The following is a 19,016-nucleotide window of genomic DNA, read 5'->3' as shown; positions in this document are numbered from 1 at the left end:
CCATGCAGTTCGACAGCATCGGCTTCATCGGCTACGGCGAGGTCGGCAAGACCTTCGCCGCGGGCCTGAAGGACAAGCCCGGCGTGCGGCAGGCGTCGGCCTGGGACCTGAAGTTCGCCCAGCCCGCCACGCGCGCCGCCGAACTGGCGCACGCCCAGGCCGCGGGCGTGGCGCCGCAGCCGTCCCTGCAGGCGCTGTGCGAGGCGAGCGACCTGGTGATCTCCGCCGTCACGGCCTCCAACACCCTGGCGGTGGCCGGCGAGGCGGCGCCGTTCCTGCGGCCGGGCAGCGTGTTTCTCGACCTCAACTCGGCGTCGCCCGGCACCAAGCAGGCAGCGGCGGCGCTGGTCGAGGCGCGCGGGGCGCACTACGTCGAGGCCGGCGTGATGACGTCGGTGCCGCCGTACGGCATCCGCGTGCCCATGCTCCTGGGCGGCACGCAGGCGGCCGGGCTGGCCAGGCTGCTGGCCGGCTGGGGCCTGGACACCAAGGCGGTGAGCGAGAAGCTGGGCGTGGCCAGCGCCATCAAGATGTGCCGCAGCGTGATGATCAAGGGCATGGAGGCGCTGGTCATCGAGAGCTACGCCACGGCGCGCCACTACGGCGTCGAGGACCACGTGCTGCCCACGCTGGAGGAGACCTTCCCCTCCATGGACTGGGAGCGCCAGGGCAACTATCTCTTCGGCCGGGTGGTGCAGCACGGCCAGCGCCGCGCCGAGGAGATGCGCGAAGCGGCCAGCACGGTGCGCGAGGCCGGCTTCGAGCCGCTGATGACCGAAGCCATCGCCGACAAGCAGCAGTGGATGGCCGACCTGGCCAGGGCCGGTGTCTTCGCCGGCCTGGACAGGCACGCCCGCTGGCAGGAGTACGCCGACCGCCTGCTCCAAGAGGCACGCAAGTTGCAAACCTGACGGCATGTTGTCCGTCCTCGCGATCACCGGCCCGATCTACCTGGTGGTCGCCCTCGGTTTCCTGGCCACGCGCACCGGCCTGTTCCAGCGCACCGAGATGCGCACCTTCGGCAAGTACGTGATCAACCTGGGCCTGCCGCCCATGCTGTTCAACGCGCTGTCGCAACGCCGGCTGACGGAGATCGTCGAGCCGGTGTTCGTCCTCGCCTACGGCGGCGGCTCGCTGCTGGCCCTGGCGGCGGGCATGTACTGGGCACGCCGGGTGGCGGGCAAGCCGCTGTCGGCATCGGCCTTCGCCGGCATGGGCATGTCGTGCTCGAACAGCGGCTTCATCGGCTTTCCGGTCGTCGCCCAGGTGTTCGGCGCCCCGACGGCCGGCGTGGGCATCGCGCTGGCCATGGTGGTCGAGAACTTCCTCATGCTGCCGCTGGTGCTGGCGCTGGCCGAGAGCGACGTCGCCGGCGCCGACGACGGCCGCACGCGCGGCCAGCGCCTGCGCGCGGCGCTGGCCCAGTCGCTGCTGGCGCTGCTGCGCAACCCGATGATCCACGGCATCGCGCTGGGCGTGCTGTTCTCCGTCATGGAATGGTCGCTGCCCGAGCCGCTGGGGCGCGCCGTCAACCTGCTGGCCGCGTCGTCGGCGCCGATCTCGCTGCTGGTCATCGGCGGCTCGCTGGTCGGCATCCGCGCGCGCGGCATGCTGCACGACGTGGGCATCATCGGCGCCGGCAAGCTGCTGATGCACCCGCTGGCGGTGCTGCTGATGGTGGTGCTGCTGCCGCCGATGGACGTCAAGCTGCAGACCGCGGCGGTCCTGATGGCCGCGGTGCCCATGCTGGGCATCTACCCCATCCTGGCGCAGAAGCACGGCCATGACAGCATGGCGGCGGCCGCGCAGCTGGGCACGACGGTGCTGTCGTTCTTCACCCTCAGCAGCCTGGTCTGGCTGCTGCAGCAGGTGCCTCACCCATAGAGCAGCCAGGCGGTCGTCCAGCCGACCACCAGCCACAGCACGGGCAGCACCAGCAGCCAGGCGCGCTGGCGCACGGGCAGGGCGAGCAGCAGGCCGGCCGTGAACAGCGCCGTCGCGTCGGGCGTCAGGCCGGCCAGCTCCGCCTGCCACCACGGCCGCCCCGTCAGCGGCGCCAGCAGCGGATAGGCCACCACGGCCGCCAGCGCGACCGCCAGGCCGGCCGCGCGCAGGGCCGGTTCAGCGGCCGCCGCCGGGCCGCGCCAGGCCCAGGCCAGCAGCAGCGCGGCTTCCAGCGCCCAGGCGGCCGCGAACCAGGGGGCGGCGGTGTTGATGGCGGCGAAGCGGGTCCAGTGGAAGCTCCAGCCCACGCCGCACCAGCCCAGTGCCAGCAGCGCCAGACACGCGCGCGTCGCGGCGGCGGGCCGCGTCCAGGCGCCCGCCAGCAGGGCCAGCACCAGGGCGGCCAGCAGCAGCTGCAACGGCCACGCGTCCCGGTGCGCGCCCTCCAGCAGGCGCGCCCAGTTGCGGGCCGAGAACATCAGGAAGTCGGACGGCCGGTAGGTCCACCACTCCGTCATGCGAGTCGGGCCACGTCGGCGGCGATGCGGCGGCGCAGGGCTTCGTCGGGCATGGGGCCGGCAGCGGCGGCCAGGTTCTCGCGCACGTGCGCCACGCTGGTGGTGGCGGGGATGGCGCAGGTCACGGCCGGATGGCTGACGATGAACTTGAGCACGGCCTGGGCCCAGCTCGTGCAGCCGATCTCCGCCGCCCATCCCGGCAGGGGCTTGCCGCGCAGGGCCTGCGTGAGCTCGCCTTCGCGGAACGGCCGGTTGGCCAGCACCCCCGTGCCGCGCTCGCGGGCCAGCGGCAGCAGGCGCTCCTCGGCCTCGCGGTCGACCGGGTTGTAGGTGAACTGCACGGTGTCCAGCGGATGCCGGCGCATCAGCTGCTCGAACTCACGGTGCCGCCGGCCTTCGGAGGTGGTGATGCCGACGTGCCGCACGCGCCCGGCCTCTTTCATCGCGAACAGCAGCGGCAGCTGCTTCTCCCAGGCCAGCAGGTTGTGCACCTGCAGCAGGTCGAAGCGCGGCACGCCCCACAGGCGCCGCGAGGCCTCGGCCTGGGCCGCGCCGTCGGCGGAGGTCCAGACCTTGTCGGCCGAGAACAGCTGGCCGGGCCGTCCCAGCCTGTCCAGCCCCTCGCCGACGACGCCCTGCGACGAGCCGTACATCGGCGACGAATCGACCAGGCGCCCGCCGGCGTCGAAGAAGGCGCGCAGGACCTCGGTGGACTCCTGCCGCCCGCGCCGGTCGTTGCCGACGTTGAAGGTGATCCAGGTGCCCAGGCCCACCAGCGGCAGCGGCTCGCCGGAGGACGGGATGGGGCGGGTGAGCGGCGCTGCGGCCTGCACGCCCGGCGCCAGCCCGACCGCGGCGGCGCAGCCCAGCAGGCGCAGGACGGTGCGGCGTTCCATGCGGGCAGCGTAGCAGCGACTGTCCGTTTCGTGCGCGTGGCACGCACGCTGCCCCTGCCCCCTCTCCGCCCGGGGGAGAGGGGGCAGGGCTTGACGGTGCCGTGGCCGCGCTGCCTGGCGGGGCCGTGCTGGCGGCCGAGGCCGCCATGGGGGTAACTCCTCGTCGGGCGTGAAGGTCATGGCTTCCGACCGAGGACGTCATGCCGGGCTCGACCCGGCATCCATCTCCCGAACGCGGGCGCGCCCAGGCCTCGCGCGGGAGATGGGTTGCGGGTCAAGCCCGCAATGACGAAACCAAAGAGGTGCTGCCTTCCCCAAGACCTGAAGAAGCACGCCTCCTGCTGCGCAGGCCGCATGCATGTCGCACGCAACCGGGATCGGCCATGGCACCTTCAAGCTCCGCCCCCTCTCCCCCCCGGGGGAGAGGGTTGGGGTGAGGGGGTGCCCTGCCTGGGGACTTCAGGTTCCCTGCCCGGGACAGCGATCCGCTAGCGAGGCGCAGCCGAGCCCCGCTAGAAAATCACCTTCTCCCCAGGCTTGAGCGGTAACACCCTGGTCGACGTGCTGCCCAGCGCCTGGCTGAACTCGGCCGGCGTGCCCTTGCCGAGGGGATTGGCGCCGTAGTGCATCGGGATCACCGCCTTGGCCTTGATCCACTCGCGCGTGGCGTAGGCCGCGTCCCTGGGGTCCATGGTGAAGTGGCCGCCGATGGGCATCAGCACCAGGTCGGGCTTGTAGTACTCGGCGATGAACTTCATGTCGCTGAACAGGCCCGTATCGCCCATGTGCCAGATCCGGAAGCCGTTCTCCAGCTCGATGATGAAGCCCACCGGCTCGCCGGCGTAGTGCGCCTCGTCCTTGCCCGTCGCGGCGTTCCTGTGCACCAGGATCGAAGAGTGCTCGGCCCGCACCATGGTCACCTTGATGCCGGGCACGGGCGTGACCGTGCCGCTCTTGTTGAAGCGCGGCACCAGGTTGGCCGGCAGGATGCCCAGCAGGCCCACCGCCTGGTTCATGTCGCCCGGCGCGTACATCGGCACGTTGTTCAGCTTCGCGATCTCGGGCGCATCGGCGAAGTGGTCGCCGTGGCCGTGAGTGACCAGCAGCACGTCGACCTTGCCCAGGGCCTCGAGGTTCTTGTACTCGGGCGGGGTCAGCGGATTGGGTTTGAGCCAGGGATCGGTGACGATCACCTTGCCGCCCGGCGTGGTGATCCGGAAGGCCGACTGGCCCAGCCACAGCACCTCGGTCTTGCCGTCGCCCTGGGCCTGCGCGCCCGGCAGCAGGCCCGCCGCGACCAGCACGAACGCGGCGCAGCGCCGCCACAGCTTGTCCATCGTCTTCTCCTCGTCGTGTCGAATGCTTCGGGTCACTCGGGCTTGATGCCGCCGGCCTTGATGACGGGCGCCCAGCGCTGGAGCTCCGCCGCGATCAGCGCGCCGAAGGCCTGCGGGGTGGTGGGCGTTGGCTCGGCGCCCTCGCCGGCCAGGCGCGCCGCCACGTCCGGCAGGGCCAGCGCCTTGTTCACCTGCTCGTTCAGCGTGCGCACGATGTCCGGCGGCGTGCCGGCCGGGGCCACGATGCCGTACCACTGGTCGGCCTCGAACCCCTTGGTGCCGGGCACGCCGCTCTCGGCCACCGTGGGCACCTCGGGCAGCGAGCGGATGCGCCGCGGGCTGGACACGGCCAGGGCGCGCATGCGGCCGGCCTTGATGTGGGGCAGCAGCGCCGGCGCGCCGGTGAACAGCGCCTGCACCTGGCCGGCCAGCAGGTCGGTGACCGAGGGCGCGGTGCCGCGGTAGGGGATGTGCAGCAGCGACGCCTTCGTCACCAGCTTCAGGTATTCCATCGTAGTGTGCGCCGCGCTGCCGTTGCCGCCCGAGCCGTAGGCGATGCGGCCAGGCTGCGCGCGGGCCAGCGCCACGAAGTCGGCCAGGGTGTTGGCCTGCACCGACGGATGCACCACCAGCACGTTGGGCACGCGGGCCACCCAGGCCACCGGGGCGAAGTCCTTCACCGGGTCGTAGGCCAGCTTCGGATAGAGCGACGGGTTCACCGCCAGCGTGCCGATGTGGCCCATGAGCAGCGTGTAGCCGTCGGCCGGCGCCTTGGCGCCGCGTTCGGCGCCGATCGAGCCGCCGGCACCGGGCACGTTGTCGATCACCACCGGCTGGCCCATGGACTTCGTGAGTTCCTGGCCGACGGCCCGCGCCAGGATGTCGGACGAGCCGCCCGGCGTGAACGGCACGATCAGCCGGATCGGCTTGGCCGGGTATGCCTGCGCCCGCGCGGTTCCGCCGGCGGCGGCCAGGGCGAGCAGGCCGAGCGAGCGGCGGGACAGCGGGGTGGTGAGGGGCAGGGTGGAGAAGGTCATCGGCCGCGCAGTCTAGCTGGGCGTCGTCGTGAACTCCAGGCTGGCGCTGCCATCGGTGCAGCGGTTCCTGCTGCCGACCCACCCCGTCCTACTTGCGCATCAGCCGCTGGCCCCGTCGCAGGCGGCGAGCGCCTATAGGAGCCCCGGGCCGCACTGGTAGGTTTGGATTTTGGCAAACGGGAGAGTCCCATGACCATGGACACCAACCTCGTGATCGCCGTCATCGTCATCCTGGCGATCGCCGCGATCCTCGTCTGGCTCTATAGCCGCCGCCGCGATTCCGACCGGCTCGAACGCCGGTTCGGGCCCGAATACCAGCGCGCCGTCGATGAGATGGGCGATCGCGACAAGGCCGAGGCCGAACTGAAGGCGCGGCAGAAGCGGGTCGAGAAGCTGGACATCGTGCCGCTGTCCCCGGCCGACGCGCAGCGCTTCGGCCAGCAATGGCGCACCCTGCAGGCGCGCTTCGTCGACAACCCCCAGGGCTCGCTGGCTGAGGCCGACCGGCTGGTGCGCGAGGTGATGGAGCGGCGCGGCTACCCCATGGGCGACTTCGAGCGGCGCGCCGCCGACATCTCGGTGCACCACGCCGGCGTGGTCGAGCATTACCGCGCCGCGCACGACATCTCCGAGCTCGACCGGCGTGGCGCTGTCGACACCGAAGGCATGCGCCAGGCCGTCATCCATTACCGGGAGCTGTTCGCCGAGCTGCTGCAGGTCGAGCCGCCGAGGGACGAGCCCCGCCACCGCAACCCGCACGACCACCATGCCATGGAGACCCAATCATGAGCCGCGAAGACCTTGACCATGAACGCCTGAGCACCGCCGACCTCGTGGCCGGCACGGAACACCGCGAGATGCAGCACCGGGGGCCGGATGGCGTGCCGCTGGGCGCACCGGTGATGGAGGAAAGGCCGCAGCGCGATGACCGCATGCACGGCGGCATGGCCGAGCCCAGGGCCGAGATGCGTCCCCCGCAGCAGCAGCGGCCCGGGCTGGAGGCCGACGGCGGCATGGACCGGGACGCCGGCCGGCCGGCCGAGGGCCTGCACGAGGAGCTGGCAGCGTTGTTCCCGCCCCAGGTGGCGCAGGACTTCCGCGGCCGCTGGGACGCCCTGCAGATCGGCTTCGTCGACGACCCGCGGCGGGCCGTGCAGCAGGCCGACGAACTGGTGGCGCAGGTGATGAAGCACCTGGCCGGCAGCTTCGCCGAACAGCGCTCCGCGCTGGAACGCGGACTGGGGCAGGGCAACGACGCCAACAGCACCGAACACATGCGGATGGCGCTGCGCAGCTACCGCTCGTTCTTCCAGCGCCTGCTGTCGCTCTAGCGGCCTGCCGCTCAGGCGTGCGGCACCACCTCCGGTGCCGTGGCGCGGATCAGCGCCAGCGTCGCCTCCTGCACCGGCGTTGCCGGCCGCTGCAGGCTGGTGGCCAGCGACAGCCGGATGCGCAGCGGCGGATCGCCGATCGGCTGGGCCGTGAAGGCCGACGGCCGCGGCGAGTGCAGCAACGCGTTGCGCGACAGGATGGCGCAGCCGGCGCCGTCGCGCACGAGGTCGAGGATGGCCGGTACGCCGTCGATCTCCAGCGCCACGTTGGGCCGCGCGCCCACCGCGGCCAGCGCCGATTCCACGTGCATGCGGATGGCGTTCGGCCGGGTCGGGATCACCAGGGGCAGGGTGGCCACCTCGCGCAGGTCGACCGGGCCGGGCGGCGGATCCTCTTGCAGCCCGGGCGGCCGGGCGCGCACCAGCAGCAGGTCCTCGTCCAGCAGCGGGGTGGCATCGACCTCGCGCGAGGGCTGCGCGTTGTACAGCACGGCGATGTCGAGCCGGCCGCTGACGAGGCCGGCCTCGAGACCGCTCGACAGCCCCTCGCTGATCGACAGCCTGGCATCCGGCATGGCCGCGCGGAAGGCGCGGGTCAGGGGGACGGTGAGCACGCGCGCCACGCTGCTCGGCAGCCCGACCGCCACCCGCCCCGAGACGCCGCCGCGCAGCCGCCCCAGGTCCTCGCGTGCCCGCTGCACCTGGTGCAGGATGCCGCGCCCGTGGTCCAGCAGCACCTTGCCGGCCTCGGTCGGCACGGCACCGCGGCCGTTGCGCACCAGCAGCGACTGGCGCAGCTCGACCTCCAGCAGGCGGACCTGGCGGCTCAGGGCCGGCTGGGCCACGCCGAGTTCGGCGGCGGCACGGGTGAAGCTGCCCAGCTCGGCAACACGAACGAAGTACTCCAGCTGGCGCAGATCCATGCGCGAAGTGTAGTGTGGCCGGGCAAGATATTCCGGTTTGTTCTAGCTGCTAGCGGGAAGGCGCGGTTTGCGGCGCCCTCGCGGGCGACCAGAATGCGCGCCATGACTTCTGCACTGCGCGGTATCTCGTCCATGGCCACGCGGCAGGTGCTCGCCGACCTCGTCGCGGCCTGGCAGGGGCAGGGCGGCGGCGCGGTGGACATCGAATCGGTCGGCGGGGTCGACGCCGCCCGGCGCGTCGCCGCCGGCGAGGCCTTCGACCTCGTGTTCCTCGCTTCCGACGCGATCGACAAGCTGGCCGCCGGCAACCACGTGCTGGCCGGCAGCCGGGTCGACCTGGTGCGCTCCGGCGTGGCCGTGGCCGTCCGGGCCGGCGCGCCGCGACCGGACATCGCATCGGAGGACGCTGTGCGCGCCGCGGTGCTGGCCGCGCCGTCGATCGGCTATTCCACCGGCCCCAGCGGCACCGCGGTGCTGCAGCTGTTCGAACGCTGGGGCATCGCGCCCCAGGTGCGCGACCGCTGCGTGCAGGCGCGACCGGGCGTGCCGGTCGGCTCCCTGGTCGCCAGCGGCGAGGTCGCGCTCGGGTTCCAGCAGTTCAGCGAGCTGAAGGACCTGGCCGGCATCGACGTCGTCGGGCCGCTGCCGGCCGCCATCCAGATCACCACCACCTTCTCGGGTGCCGTCGGCGCCGCTTGCGCGCAGGCACCGGCCGCGCGCGAGCTGCTCGCCTTCATGGCCTCGCCCGCCACGGCCGACGCCAAGCGCCGCAACGGCATGGATCCCGCCTGAGGCGCCCGCGCCCCGTTCTTCCGATTCCCCGTTTTCCAGGAGACCTTCGCATGATCATCGACTGCCACGGCCACTACACCACCGCACCCAAGGCGCTGGAGGCGTGGCGCAACCAGCAGATCGCCGGCATCCAGGACCCCGCGAAGAAGCCGCGCGTGGCCGACCTGACGATCAGCGACGACGACATCCGCGAGACCATCGTCAACAACCAGCTGCGCCTGATGAAGGAGCGCGGCAACGACATGACGCTGTTCTCGCCGCGCGCCAGCTTCATGGCCCACCACATCGGCGACTTCGAGGTCTCCAGCACCTGGGCCGCCATCTGCAACGAGCTGTGCTTCCGCGTCTCGCAGCTCTTCCCCGAGCACTTCGTGCCGGTGGCCATGCTGCCGCAGTCGCCGGGCGTCGCCCCCGAGACCTGCATCCCGGAGCTGGTCAAGTGCGTCGAGCAGTACGGCTGCGTGGGCATCAACCTGAACCCCGACCCGTCGGGTGGCCACTGGAAGGAGCCGCCCCTCACCGACCGCCACTGGTATCCCATCTACGAGAAGATGGTCGAGTACGACATCCCGGCGATGATCCACGTGTCGACCAGCTGCAACCCGGCCTTCCACACCACCGGCGCGCACTACCTGAACGCCGACACCACCGCCTTCATGCAGTGCCTGCAGGGGGACCTGTTCAAGGACTTCCCGACCCTGCGCTTCCTGATCCCGCACGGCGGCGGCGCGGTGCCCTACCACTGGGGGCGCTTCCGCGGCCTGGCGCAGGAGATGAAGAAGCCGCTGCTGACCGAGCACGTGCTGAACAACATCTTCTTCGACACCTGCGTCTACCACCAGCCCGGCATCGACCTGCTCAACACCGTGATCCCGGTGAAGAACGTGCTGTTCGCCAGCGAGATGATCGGCGCGGTGCGCGGCATCGACCCGACCACGGGTCACTACTACGACGACACCAAGCGCTACATCGACGCCAGCACCATCCTGTCGGTGCAGGACAAGCAGGCCATCTTCGAGGGCAACACGCGCCGCGTGTTCCCGCGTCTCGACCAACTTCTCACCTCCAGGGGGCTCTGACCATGTACGAACTCGGCGTCGTCTACCGCAACATCCAGCGTGCCGACCGCGAGGTGGCCGACAAGCTGGCGCAATTCGGCTCGGCCACCGTCCACGAGGCCATGGGCCGGGTCGGCCTGATGAAGCCCTACATGCGGCCGATCTACCCCGGCGTGCAGGTGTCGGGCACGGCCGTCACGGTGCTCGTGCATCCTGGTGACAACTGGATGATGCATGTCGTGGCCGAGCAGATCCAGCCGGGCGACATCGTCGTGTGTGCCTGCACCTCGGAGAACACCGACGGCTTCTTCGGTGACCTGCTGGCCACCTCGTTCAAGGCCCGCGGCGCGCGCGCCCTGGTCATCGACGCCGGCTGCCGCGACGTCAGGACGCTGCAGGAGATGGGCTTCCCGGTGTGGAGCCGCGCGATCAGCTCCAAGGGGACCATCAAGTCGACGCTGGGCTCGGTCAACATTTCCGTGGTGTGCGCCGGTGCGCTGGTCACCCCGGGTGACGTGATCGTCGCCGACGACGACGGCGTGGTCTGCGTGCCGCGTGCCGTGGCCGCCAAGACACTCGAAGCAGCCACCGCGCGCGAGGCCAACGAGGGCGAGAAGCGCGCCAAGCTGGCCTCCGGCGTGCTCGGCCTCGACATGTACAGCATGCGCGAGCCGCTGGCCAAGGCCGGCCTCAAGTACATCGACTGATTCCCGTCCCGACCCATCGCAAGAACCACCAAGTGAGACACCCCATGGCTTCCACCATCACCCGCCGCGCCGCGACCGCCTCCCTCTTGCTATCCACCCTCGTTGCCTGTGGCCTCGCCCAGGCGCAGGAGTTCCCGACCAAGCCGGTGCGCATCATCACGCCGTTCCCGGTCGGCAGCGGCCCGGAAGGCGTGGTGCGCCTTGTCGCCGACAAGCTGTCGCGCCAGTGGGGCAAGCCGGTGACGGTGGAGAACCGCCCGGGCGGCAACGGCTTCATCGCGATCGACGCCTTCAAGCGCGGCGCCACCGACGGCCACGACCTGATCCAGCTGGACAACGTGCACCTGTCGGCCTACCCGCACCTGTTCAAGAAGCTGCCGTACGACGCCAACAAGGACTTCGACACGCTGCTGCCGCTGTTCAAGACCTACTTCTTCGTCACCACCGCGGTGAACAGCAAGTACAAGAACGTGGGCGACCTGATCGCCGACGCCAAGGCCAACCCCGGCAAGCTGAACTACGGCTCGTGGTCGGTCGGCAACCCGGTGCACCTGGGCTCGGCCCTCTTCGACACCGTCACCGGCACGAAGATGGAGCACGTCATCTACAAGGAGACGACCCAGCTGTACACCAGCGTCGCCAACGGTGACCTGGCCTACGCCCTGGGCACCAGCGCCACCGCGGGCCCGCTGTACCGCGCCGGCAAGCTGAAGTTCCTGGCCATCGCCGCGCCGCGCCGCCTGGCCGCGTTCAAGGACGTGCCCACCGTGGCCGAAGCCGGCGGCCCGGCCAACTTCGAGGTGAGCGGCTGGACCGCCATCGCCGCGCCCAAGGGCCTGCCCAAGCCCGTGGCGGACAAGATCCGCGCTGACATCGAGAAGGCGCTGGCCGAGCCGGACGTGCGCGAGAAGTTCGTCTCGTTCGGCTACGAGCCGTTCACGCCCTCGCGCGAGGAGTTCAACCAGTACATCCAGTCGGAATCGACCCGCTTCGCCGGCATCATCAAGCAGACCGGCGCGTCGCTCGACTGATCCCGATGACCGCCACCCGCCGCGCCTTTTCCCGCCGCCTCGCCGGCCTGGCCCTCGCACTGCCGCTGTGGCTGGCGGGCTGCGCTTCCGCCCCGCCGGCCGTCGACCCGGCGGCGCGAGCGGCGCTCGCACCCACCGGCACGCTGCGCGTCGCGCTGTATCCCGGCAGCCCCAGTTCGCTGGTGGTGGGCCGCAACGGCGAGCGCGCCGGCGTCACCTACGAGCTGGGCCTGCTGGCGGGCAAGCGGCTGGCCGTGCCGGTGCAGTTCGTCGAACTGGCCCGCGCCGCCGAGGTGTTCGAGGCGGTCAAGGCCGGCAGGGCCGACCTGACGTTCACCAACGCCAGCGAGGCCCGCATGCGCGAGGCCGACTTCACGCCCGCGCTCGTGCGCGTGGAATCCGGCTACCTGGTGTCGGCGGCCTCGGGCATCGGCGAGATGGCCCGCATCGACCAGGCCGGCGTGCGCGTCGGCGTGGCCGAGGGCGGCAGCTCGCACGCGACGCTCACGCGCGAACTGAAGCAGGCCCGGGTGGTGCCGCTGAAGTCGCTGGACGCCGCCGCGCAGATGCTCAAGTCCGGCGAGCTCCAGGCCTTCGCCAGCAACAAGGCCATCCTGTACGAGCTGGGCGACCAGGTGCCGGGCTCGGCGGTGCTGCCGGGCCGCTGGAGCTTCGAGAACATCTCGCTGGCCATCCCCAGGGGCCGGCCGCCGGCCGCGCTCGAATGGACCCGTTCCTTCGCCGCCAGCCTCAAGGGCAGCCCCGAGCTGCAGGCCATGATCAGCCGCGCCGGCCTGCGCGGCACGGCCACCGATTGATTCACCAGGACACACCATGACCATCTCCCGCCGCCAGACCCTGCAGGCGCTCGCCGCTGCGGCCCTGGTCCCCTCGTTCGGCGCGCGCGCCCAGGCCGGCTACCCGGACCGGCCGGTGTCGCTCGTCGTCGGTTACTCCGCCGGCGGCGCCGTCGACGCCGTCGCCCGGACGCTCGGCCAGTCGCTGTCGTCCTCGCTGGGCCAGCCCTTCGTCATCGACAACAAGCCGGGCGCGGGCACCAACATCGCGGTCAAGTACGTCATCGACGCCAAGCCCGACGGCCACACGCTGCTGCTGGCCGCCAACGCGCTGGCGGCCAACATGGCGCTGTACAAGCCGCAACCGTTCGACGCCGAGAAGGACCTCGTCGCCGTGTCGCTGGTCGGCCGCGTGCCGGTGGTGATCGCCGCCAATGCTGCCGCCCCCTACGGCAGCATCAAGGACCTGGTCGCCGCAGCCAAGGCCAAGCCCAATTCCGTGGCCTACGCCTCGCCCGGCAACGGTTCCACCCCGCACATGGCGGCCGAACTGTTCGCGCGCGCCGCCGGCATCGACCTGATGCATGTGCCGTACCGCGGCGGCGCCCAGGCCATCACGGACGTCATCGGCGGACAGGTGCCGGTGCTGGCGATGAATGCGCTGGAGGTCAAGCCCCAGGTCGCCAGCGGCAAGCTCAAGGTGCTGGCGGTGCTGAGTCCGCAACGCTCGCCGATCTTCCCCGACGTGCCGACCATCGCCGAGTCGGGCTTCAGCGGCTTCGAGGCCTCGGTCTGGTATGCGGTGATGGCGCCGGCCAGGACGCCGATGCCCATCGTCGAGAAGCTGCACGCCGAAGTGCAGAAGGCGCTGGCCACCCCGCAGGTGCGCGAGCGCATGACCGCCGTGGGCGGCGAAGTCATTCCCGGCAACCGCGACATGGTGGTGGCGCTGCTGCGCTCCGAACGCCAGCGCTACGACAAGCTCGTGCGCGAAGCCAACATCAAACCCGATTGACACTTCCATGGCCACTCCCAAGCCCACCTCCGGCGACTTCACCAAGACCCCCGGCTGGCTCGACTGGTACACCGGCCCCAGCAAGCCGCAGTTCCAGCTGCCGCCCGGCAGCGTGGATGCGCACTGCCACGTGTTCGGCCCCGGCGCGCAGTTCCCGTACGCGCCCGAGCGCAAGTACACCCCCTGCGACGCCAGCGCCGACCAGCTGTTCGCGCTGCGCGACCACCTGGGCTTCGACAAGAACGTGATCGTGCAGGCCACCTGCCATGGTGCCGACAACCGCGCGCTGGTCGATGCCCTGCAGCGCGCCAACGGCAAGGCGCGCGGCGTCGCCACGGTGCGGCGCAGCGTCACCGACCAGGAACTGCAGGCCATGCACGCGGCCGGCGTGCGCGGGGTGCGCTTCAACTTCGTCAAGCGGCTGGTGGATTTCACGCCCAAGGACGAACTGCTGGAGATCGCCGGCCGCATCGCCCCGCTGGGCTGGCACGTGGTCATCTATTTCGAGGCGGTCGACCTGCCCGAGCTGTGGGACTTCTTCACCGCGCTGCCCACCACCGTGGTGGTCGACCACATGGGCCGGCCCGACGTGAGCAAGCCGATCGACGGCCCCGAGTTCGAACTGTTCCTGAAGTTCATGCGCGAGCACCCGAACGTGTGGAGCAAGGTGAGCTGCCCCGAGCGCCTGTCGGTGACCGGCCCGCGCGCGCTGGACGGCGAGCGCAACGCCTACCGCGACGTGGTGCCGTTCGCGCGCAAGGTCGTCGAATCGTTTCCCGACCGCGTGCTCTGGGGCACCGACTGGCCGCACCCGAACCTGAAGGACCACATGCCCGACGACGGCCTGCTGGTCGACTTCATCCCGCACATCGCCACCACGCCGGATCTGCAGCGCAAGCTGCTGGTGGAGAACCCCACGCGCCTGTACTGGAATGCGTGACGCATGACCTATGACAAACGGCCCCCCGCGGCGCCGGCCGATGATGGCCCGGTGCACGAGCGCGCCCGGCGGTCGCCGGCGCCTGCGGTGCAGCCACTCGTCACCTGAAGCGGAGCGAACACCATGCCTCTCGACAAACCCTACCAGGGCGTGCCCGGCACGACCATCTTCGACGCCGACATGAGCCGCAAGGGCTATTGGCTCAACCAGTTCTGCATGTCGCTGATGAAGGCGGCCAACCGGGAGCGCTTCAAGGCCGACGAGCGCGCCTACCTCGACGAGTGGGCGATGACCGAGGAGCAGAAGCAGGCGGTGCTGGCGCGCGACCTGAACCGCTGCATCGCGCTGGGCGGCAACATCTATTTCCTGGCCAAGATCGGCGCCACCGACGGCAAGAGCTTCCAGCAGATGGCCGGCTCGATGACCGGCATGAGCGAGGACGCCTACCGGGACATGATGGTCAGCGGCGGACGGTCGGCGGCCTGGACCGGCAAGGAAGGGAGCAAGTAAATGGCACGCATCACCGCAACCGTCTTCACCTCGCACGTGCCCGCCATCGGCGCGGCGATGGACCTGGGCAAGACGCAGGAGCCGTACTGGCAGAAGGTCTTCGCCGGCTACGAGTACTCGCGCCAGTGGCTCAAGGAGAACAAGCCCGACGTGGTGTTCCTGGTCTTCAACGACCACGCCACGGCCTTCAGCCTGGAGATGATCCCCACCTTCGCCATCGGCACCGCGGCCGAGTACGCGGTGGCCGACGAGGGCTGGGGCCCGCGGCCGGTGCCCAAGGTGCAGGGGCACCCGGAACTGGCGGCGCACATCGCGCAGTCGGTCATCCAGCAGGACTTCGACCTCACCCTGGTCAACCGGATGGACGTCGACCACGGCCTCACCGTGCCGCTGTCGCTGCTGTGCGGACAGCCCAAGGAGTGGCCGTTCCCGGTCATCCCGTTCGCGGTCAACGTGGTGCAGTACCCGGTGCCCAGCGGCATGCGCTGCTTCCGCCTGGGCCAGGCGATCCGCAAGGCGGTCGAGAGCTTCGACGAGGACCTGAACGTGCAGATCTGGGGCACGGGCGGCATGAGCCACCAGCTGCAGGGCCCGCGCGCCGGCCTGATCAACAAGGAGTTCGACAACGCCTTCCTGGACCGCCTGATCGCCGACCCGGAAGGCCTGGCCCGCGTGCCGCACATCGACTACGTGCGCGACGCCGGCAGCGAGGGGATCGAGCTGGTGATGTGGCTGATCGCGCGTGGCGCCATGGCCGACATGGCCGGCGGCGCCAAGCCGTCGCTGCGCCACCGCTTCTACCATGTGCCCGCGTCCAACACGGCGGTCGGGCACCTGATCCTCGAAGACAACGGCTGAGGCGCGGCGCCGGGGCGGGCGCTGCCCCCGGCCGCGCTACTGCACCAGCAGGACCGGCACGCTGGCGTCGGCCAGCACCCGTTGGGCGACGCTGCCCATCAGGGCACGGCCGAGCAGGCCGTAGCCGTGCGTGCCCATCACCACGAGATGGGCCTTGCTGCGATCGGCGGCCGCGAGGATCTGCGCCGCCGGCTCGCCCGCCTTCCACTCGGCGCGGTAGCGGATGTCCTTGCGATCCAGGAACTTGCGGATGGGATCGAGGACCTTGGCCGCTTCCTCCTGGTGGTAGGCCGTCACGGCCTCCGCTCCCATCATCGTTCGCACCCTCGGCGGCATCACCGGCTGGACGTTGAGCACCAGCAGCTCGCCGTCGGCACCGGCAAGGGCTTCGTGGTTGGCCAGGAAGGCCAGGGCCTTCTTGGTGTACTTGCTGCCGTCGGCGGCCAGGACGATGCGCATCGCGCCAACCCTGCGGGCCGGCGGTCAGCGCAGCACCAGCACCGGCGTGCTGGAGTGCGTGAGCACGTGCTGGGTCTCGCTGCCCAGCAGCACGCGCTGCATGCCGCGGCGGCCGTGCGAGGCCATCACGATCAGGTCGCACTCCTGCTTGCGGGCGGCGGCGATGACGGCCTCGGCCACGGCGTCCGAATGGACGAGCAGGCTCTTGGCCGTGACGCCGGCGGCCTGCGCCTCGCGCGTGATGCCGTCCACCAGTTGCTGGCCGGCCTCGGACCACTGCTTCTCGACCCGCGCGACGTCGTCCGGCGCCAGCACGACCGCGCCCTCGAAGTAGGCCGTCGGGTAGCGCGGCACCACGTGCAGCACGTACAGCTCGGCCTTGTGGGTGGACGCCAGCCCGATCGCGGCCTGGATGGCCTTGCGGGACAGTTCGGAATCGTCGGTGGCGACGAGGATGCGCTGGAACATGGTGGGGACCTCCTAAGCTTTCAGCCTAGGCGCGCGGCCGCCTTCCGTGGTTGATCCACGTCAACCCGGCCTTTGGAGCGGCGCCGTACCCTCGGCGCCATGGGTCCCGCTTCCGTTTCCCTGCCGTTGCCGGGCAGTCCCGCTGCCGACTGGTCGGCGCTCGACGAGCAGCCGGCCTGGGAGGAGTTCAGCCGCCCGGTCCGCGGCCGCGACGGCGTGTGGGAGTCGTACCTGGCGGTCGAGGGCATGCACTGCGCCGCCTGCACGCTCGCCGTCGAGCGGGCGCTGGGGTCGCTGCCGGGCGTCGATGCGGTCCAGGTGAACGGCAGCGCGGCCACGGCGCGGGTGGTCTGGTCGCCGCAGCTCGGCCGTCCCTCCAGCTGGTGGCAGGCGCTGGAGCGGGCCGGCTACCGCGGCCTGCCGGCCGGCGACCAGCTCGCGGCCGGCGTCCGGCGTCGCGAGCAGCGGGTGCTGCTGTGGCGCTGGCTGGTGGCCGGCTTCTGCATGATGCAGGTGATGATGTACGCCTACCCGTCGTACATCGCCGGGCCGGGCGACATCACGCCGGACATCCAGGCGCTGCTGCGCTGGGCCTGCTGGATGCTCACGCTGCCGGTGGTGCTGTTCTCCTGCCGGCCGTTCTTCGCCTCGGCGCTGCGCGACCTGGCCCATGCGCGCATCGGCATGGACGTGCCGGTGGCCATCGGCATCCTGATCGCCTTTGGCGCCAGCACGGTCGCCACGCTCGATCCGGGCGGCCCCCTGGGCGCCGAGGTCTGGTACGACTCGGTGACCATGTTCGTGTTCTTCCTGCTGTCGGGCCGGCTGCTGGAGCGCCGGCTGCGCGACCGCACCGCGGGCTCGCTGGAGGCGCTGATGCGGCGGCTGCCGGCGCGGGTCGAGCGGCGCCGCGACGACGGCAGCTTCGAGCCGGTCGCGGTGCGGCGGCTGCGGCCCGGCGACGTCATCCGGGTACTGCCCGGCGAGGCGTTCCCGGCCGACGGCGAGGTGCTGGAGGGCCGCGGGCAGGTCGACGAGGCGCTGCTCACGGGCGAGTCGCACCCGCTGCCGCGCGGGCCCGGCGACGCCGTCATCGCAGGCAGCCACAACCTGGCCTCTTCCCTGCTGGTGCGGGTGCAGCGGGTCGGCGACGACACGCGGTACGCAGCCATCGTCGCCCTGATGGAGCGCGCCGCGGTCGACAAGCCGCGGCTGGCGCAGCTGGCCGACCGCATCGCCGGCCCCTTCCTGGTGGCCGTGCTGGCGGCCGCCGCCCTGGCCGGCTGGTGGTGGTGGCCGTCCGGCGCCGGCCACGCCCTGGGCATCGCCGTCGCGGTCCTGATCGTCACCTGCCCCTGTGCGCTGTCGCTGGCCACGCCGGCGGCCACGCTCGCCGCCGCCGGGGCCCTGGCGCGGCGCGGCATCGTGCTGCGCCGCCTGGAGGCGCTGGAGACCGCCGCCACGGTCGACACCGTGGTGTTCGACAAGACCGGCACGCTGACGCAGGACCGCATCGTGGTCGCCGCTGTCCACGCGCGGCCCCCGCTCGACCGCGACTCCGCTGTGCAGGCGGCCGCCGCGCTGGCCCGGCACTCGCTGCACCCGGCCTCGCGTGCACTGGTGGCCGCCGCGGGCGCCGGCGGCCGGGCGGCGCTGGACGTGCAAGAGACGGCCGGGCAGGGCCTGGAGGGCACCGTGTCCCTGGGGGGGCGCGCCAAGCGGCTGCGCCTGGGGTCCGCCGCCTGGTTCGGCGTGCCCGACAACGGGGCCGAGGGGTCGCATGTGGTGCTGGCCGACGAGCACGGCTGGCTGGCTGCGTTCACGCTCGCCGAGCAGCTGCGCGACGATGCTGCCGGGTCGATCCAGGCCCTGCAGCGGTGCGGGCTGCGCGTGCAGCTGCTGTCGGGCGACAAGCCGGCGGCGGTCGACCGGCTGGCGGCCCGCGCCGGCATCGCCTGGAGCCGCGGCGGCCAGTCGCCCGCCGACAAGCTCGAGGTCCTGGCCCTGCGCCAGCAGCAGGGACATCGGGTGGCCATGGTCGGTGACGGGCTGAACGACGGCCCGGTGCTGGCCCGGGCCGACCTGTCGTTCGCGATGGGCAGTGGCGCCCCGCTGGCGCAGGCCAAGGCCGACGTCATCGTGGCGGGCGGCCAGCTCACCGCCGTGCCGCAGGTGCTGGCCCTGGCGCGCCGCACGCAGCGCATCGTGCGCCAGAACCTGGCCTGGGCCGCGGGCTACAACGCGGTCTGCGTGCCGCTGGCACTGGTCGGCTGGATGCCGCCCTGGGCGGCTGGCCTGGGCATGGCGTGCAGCTCGCTGCTGGTGGTCGCCAACGCCGCGCGGCTGGCGACCATGCCCGATCCGGCGCCCGGCGTCGTCCGCGCGTCCACCTGAA

At 71.5% G+C, this 19,016-nt stretch carries 21 protein-coding genes; 14 read left to right on the top strand and 7 right to left on the bottom strand.

Going from position 1 to position 19,016, the window contains the following annotated elements; genetic code table 11:
* Nucleotides 1-2: 2 nt before the first annotated feature.
* Together GON04_RS18910 and GON04_RS18905 are read left to right on the top strand one after the other, a co-directional pair.
* Nucleotides 3-911, top strand: coding sequence for an NAD(P)-dependent oxidoreductase (locus GON04_RS18910; protein ID WP_157399569.1), 909 nt, complete (start codon nt 3-5; stop codon nt 909-911).
* A gap of 4 nt (nt 912-915) precedes the next feature.
* Nucleotides 916-1,884, top strand: a complete 969-nt coding sequence (locus tag GON04_RS18905; RefSeq protein WP_157399568.1) for an AEC family transporter — start codon at nt 916-918, stop codon at nt 1,882-1,884.
* On the opposite strand, the gene GON04_RS18900 is transcribed toward GON04_RS18905, so the two are convergent.
* The 4 genes from GON04_RS18900 to GON04_RS18885 form a co-directional block, all read right to left on the bottom strand.
* Entirely contained in the window at nt 1,875-2,462 is a 588-nt protein-coding gene (locus GON04_RS18900; protein WP_157399567.1) for a DUF6064 family protein, read from the bottom strand. The genes GON04_RS18905 and GON04_RS18900 overlap by 10 nt on opposite strands.
* Nucleotides 2,459-3,358, bottom strand: coding sequence for an aldo/keto reductase (locus GON04_RS18895; protein WP_157399566.1), 900 nt, complete (start codon nt 3,356-3,358; stop codon nt 2,459-2,461). The genes GON04_RS18900 and GON04_RS18895 overlap by 4 nt, the downstream gene beginning before the upstream one ends.
* A 512-nt stretch (nt 3,359-3,870) precedes the next feature.
* On the bottom strand, nt 3,871-4,695 hold the full coding sequence (locus GON04_RS18890; RefSeq protein ID WP_157399565.1) for a metal-dependent hydrolase: 825 nt from the start codon (nt 4,693-4,695) through the stop codon (nt 3,871-3,873).
* Between the two features lie 32 nt (nt 4,696-4,727).
* Nucleotides 4,728-5,732, bottom strand: a complete 1,005-nt coding sequence (locus tag GON04_RS18885; RefSeq protein WP_157399564.1) for a Bug family tripartite tricarboxylate transporter substrate binding protein — start codon at nt 5,730-5,732, stop codon at nt 4,728-4,730.
* A gap of 189 nt (nt 5,733-5,921) precedes the next feature.
* On the opposite strand from GON04_RS18885, the gene GON04_RS18880 reads away from it, so the two are divergent.
* Together GON04_RS18880 and GON04_RS18875 are read left to right on the top strand one after the other, a co-directional pair.
* The gene (locus GON04_RS18880) at nt 5,922-6,521 is read left to right on the top strand and encodes a hypothetical protein (protein WP_157399563.1); all 600 of its coding nucleotides are present in this window, start codon (nt 5,922-5,924) and stop codon (nt 6,519-6,521) included.
* A complete protein-coding gene (locus GON04_RS18875; RefSeq protein ID WP_157399562.1) occupies nt 6,518-7,063 on the top strand; it encodes a hypothetical protein in 546 nt (181 codons plus the stop codon). Before GON04_RS18880 ends, GON04_RS18875 begins: the two co-directional genes overlap by 4 nt.
* Before the next feature lie 11 nt (nt 7,064-7,074).
* Here the strand turns inward: GON04_RS18875 and GON04_RS18870 are convergent, their stop codons facing one another.
* Entirely contained in the window at nt 7,075-7,986 is a 912-nt protein-coding gene (locus tag GON04_RS18870) for a LysR substrate-binding domain-containing protein (RefSeq protein ID WP_157399561.1), read from the bottom strand.
* Nucleotides 7,987-8,088: 102 nt separating this feature from the next.
* Here GON04_RS18870 and GON04_RS18865 point away from each other — a divergent pair, with 102 nt between their 5' ends.
* From GON04_RS18865 to GON04_RS18825, 9 genes are all read left to right on the top strand, one after another.
* Nucleotides 8,089-8,778, top strand: coding sequence for a substrate-binding domain-containing protein (locus GON04_RS18865; RefSeq protein WP_181653658.1), 690 nt, complete (start codon nt 8,089-8,091; stop codon nt 8,776-8,778).
* Nucleotides 8,779-8,828: 50 nt separating this feature from the next.
* Complete coding sequence (locus GON04_RS18860; protein WP_157399560.1) at nt 8,829-9,857, top strand: amidohydrolase family protein; 1,029 nt, start codon at nt 8,829-8,831, stop codon at nt 9,855-9,857.
* 2 nt (nt 9,858-9,859) lie between these two features.
* Nucleotides 9,860-10,543: a 4-carboxy-4-hydroxy-2-oxoadipate aldolase/oxaloacetate decarboxylase gene (gene ligK, locus GON04_RS18855; protein ID WP_157399559.1), complete on the top strand. Its 684-nt coding sequence runs from the start codon at nt 9,860-9,862 to the stop codon at nt 10,541-10,543.
* 44 nt (nt 10,544-10,587) lie between these two features.
* On the top strand, nt 10,588-11,574 hold the full coding sequence (locus tag GON04_RS18850) for a Bug family tripartite tricarboxylate transporter substrate binding protein (protein ID WP_157399558.1): 987 nt from the start codon (nt 10,588-10,590) through the stop codon (nt 11,572-11,574).
* Nucleotides 11,575-11,579: 5 nt separating this feature from the next.
* Nucleotides 11,580-12,392, top strand: coding sequence for a transporter substrate-binding domain-containing protein (locus GON04_RS18845; protein WP_157399557.1), 813 nt, complete (start codon nt 11,580-11,582; stop codon nt 12,390-12,392).
* A 16-nt stretch (nt 12,393-12,408) separates the two neighbouring features.
* Nucleotides 12,409-13,386 carry a Bug family tripartite tricarboxylate transporter substrate binding protein gene (locus GON04_RS18840; RefSeq protein WP_157399556.1) on the top strand — a complete coding sequence of 326 codons (978 nt, stop codon included), beginning with the start codon at nt 12,409-12,411 and terminating at the stop codon, nt 13,384-13,386.
* A gap of 7 nt (nt 13,387-13,393) precedes the next feature.
* Entirely contained in the window at nt 13,394-14,326 is a 933-nt protein-coding gene (locus tag GON04_RS18835; protein WP_157399555.1) for an amidohydrolase family protein, read from the top strand.
* Nucleotides 14,327-14,449: 123 nt separating this feature from the next.
* A complete protein-coding gene (ligA, locus tag GON04_RS18830) occupies nt 14,450-14,836 on the top strand; it encodes a protocatechuate 4,5-dioxygenase subunit alpha (protein WP_157399554.1) in 387 nt (128 codons plus the stop codon).
* Nucleotides 14,837-15,694, top strand: a complete 858-nt coding sequence (locus GON04_RS18825; protein ID WP_157399553.1) for a class III extradiol dioxygenase subunit beta — start codon at nt 14,837-14,839, stop codon at nt 15,692-15,694. It begins immediately after the preceding gene.
* 36 nt (nt 15,695-15,730) lie between these two features.
* Here the strand turns inward: GON04_RS18825 and GON04_RS18820 are convergent, their stop codons facing one another.
* Both GON04_RS18820 and GON04_RS18815 read right to left on the bottom strand, forming a co-directional pair.
* On the bottom strand, nt 15,731-16,153 hold the full coding sequence (locus GON04_RS18820; RefSeq protein ID WP_157399552.1) for a universal stress protein: 423 nt from the start codon (nt 16,151-16,153) through the stop codon (nt 15,731-15,733).
* A gap of 24 nt (nt 16,154-16,177) precedes the next feature.
* Nucleotides 16,178-16,621: a universal stress protein gene (locus GON04_RS18815; protein ID WP_157399551.1), complete on the bottom strand. Its 444-nt coding sequence runs from the start codon at nt 16,619-16,621 to the stop codon at nt 16,178-16,180.
* A 99-nt stretch (nt 16,622-16,720) separates the two neighbouring features.
* Between GON04_RS18815 and GON04_RS18810 the strand changes: the two genes are divergently transcribed.
* The gene (locus tag GON04_RS18810) at nt 16,721-19,015 is read left to right on the top strand and encodes a heavy metal translocating P-type ATPase (RefSeq protein ID WP_157399550.1); all 2,295 of its coding nucleotides are present in this window, start codon (nt 16,721-16,723) and stop codon (nt 19,013-19,015) included.
* Nucleotide 19,016 lies beyond the last annotated feature (1 nt).

The sequence above is a fragment of the Ramlibacter pinisoli genome (genome assembly GCF_009758015.1).
Classification (GTDB): Bacteria; Pseudomonadota; Gammaproteobacteria; order Burkholderiales; family Burkholderiaceae_C; genus Ramlibacter; species Ramlibacter pinisoli.
This window is presented reverse-complemented; position numbering and strand designations above follow the sequence as displayed.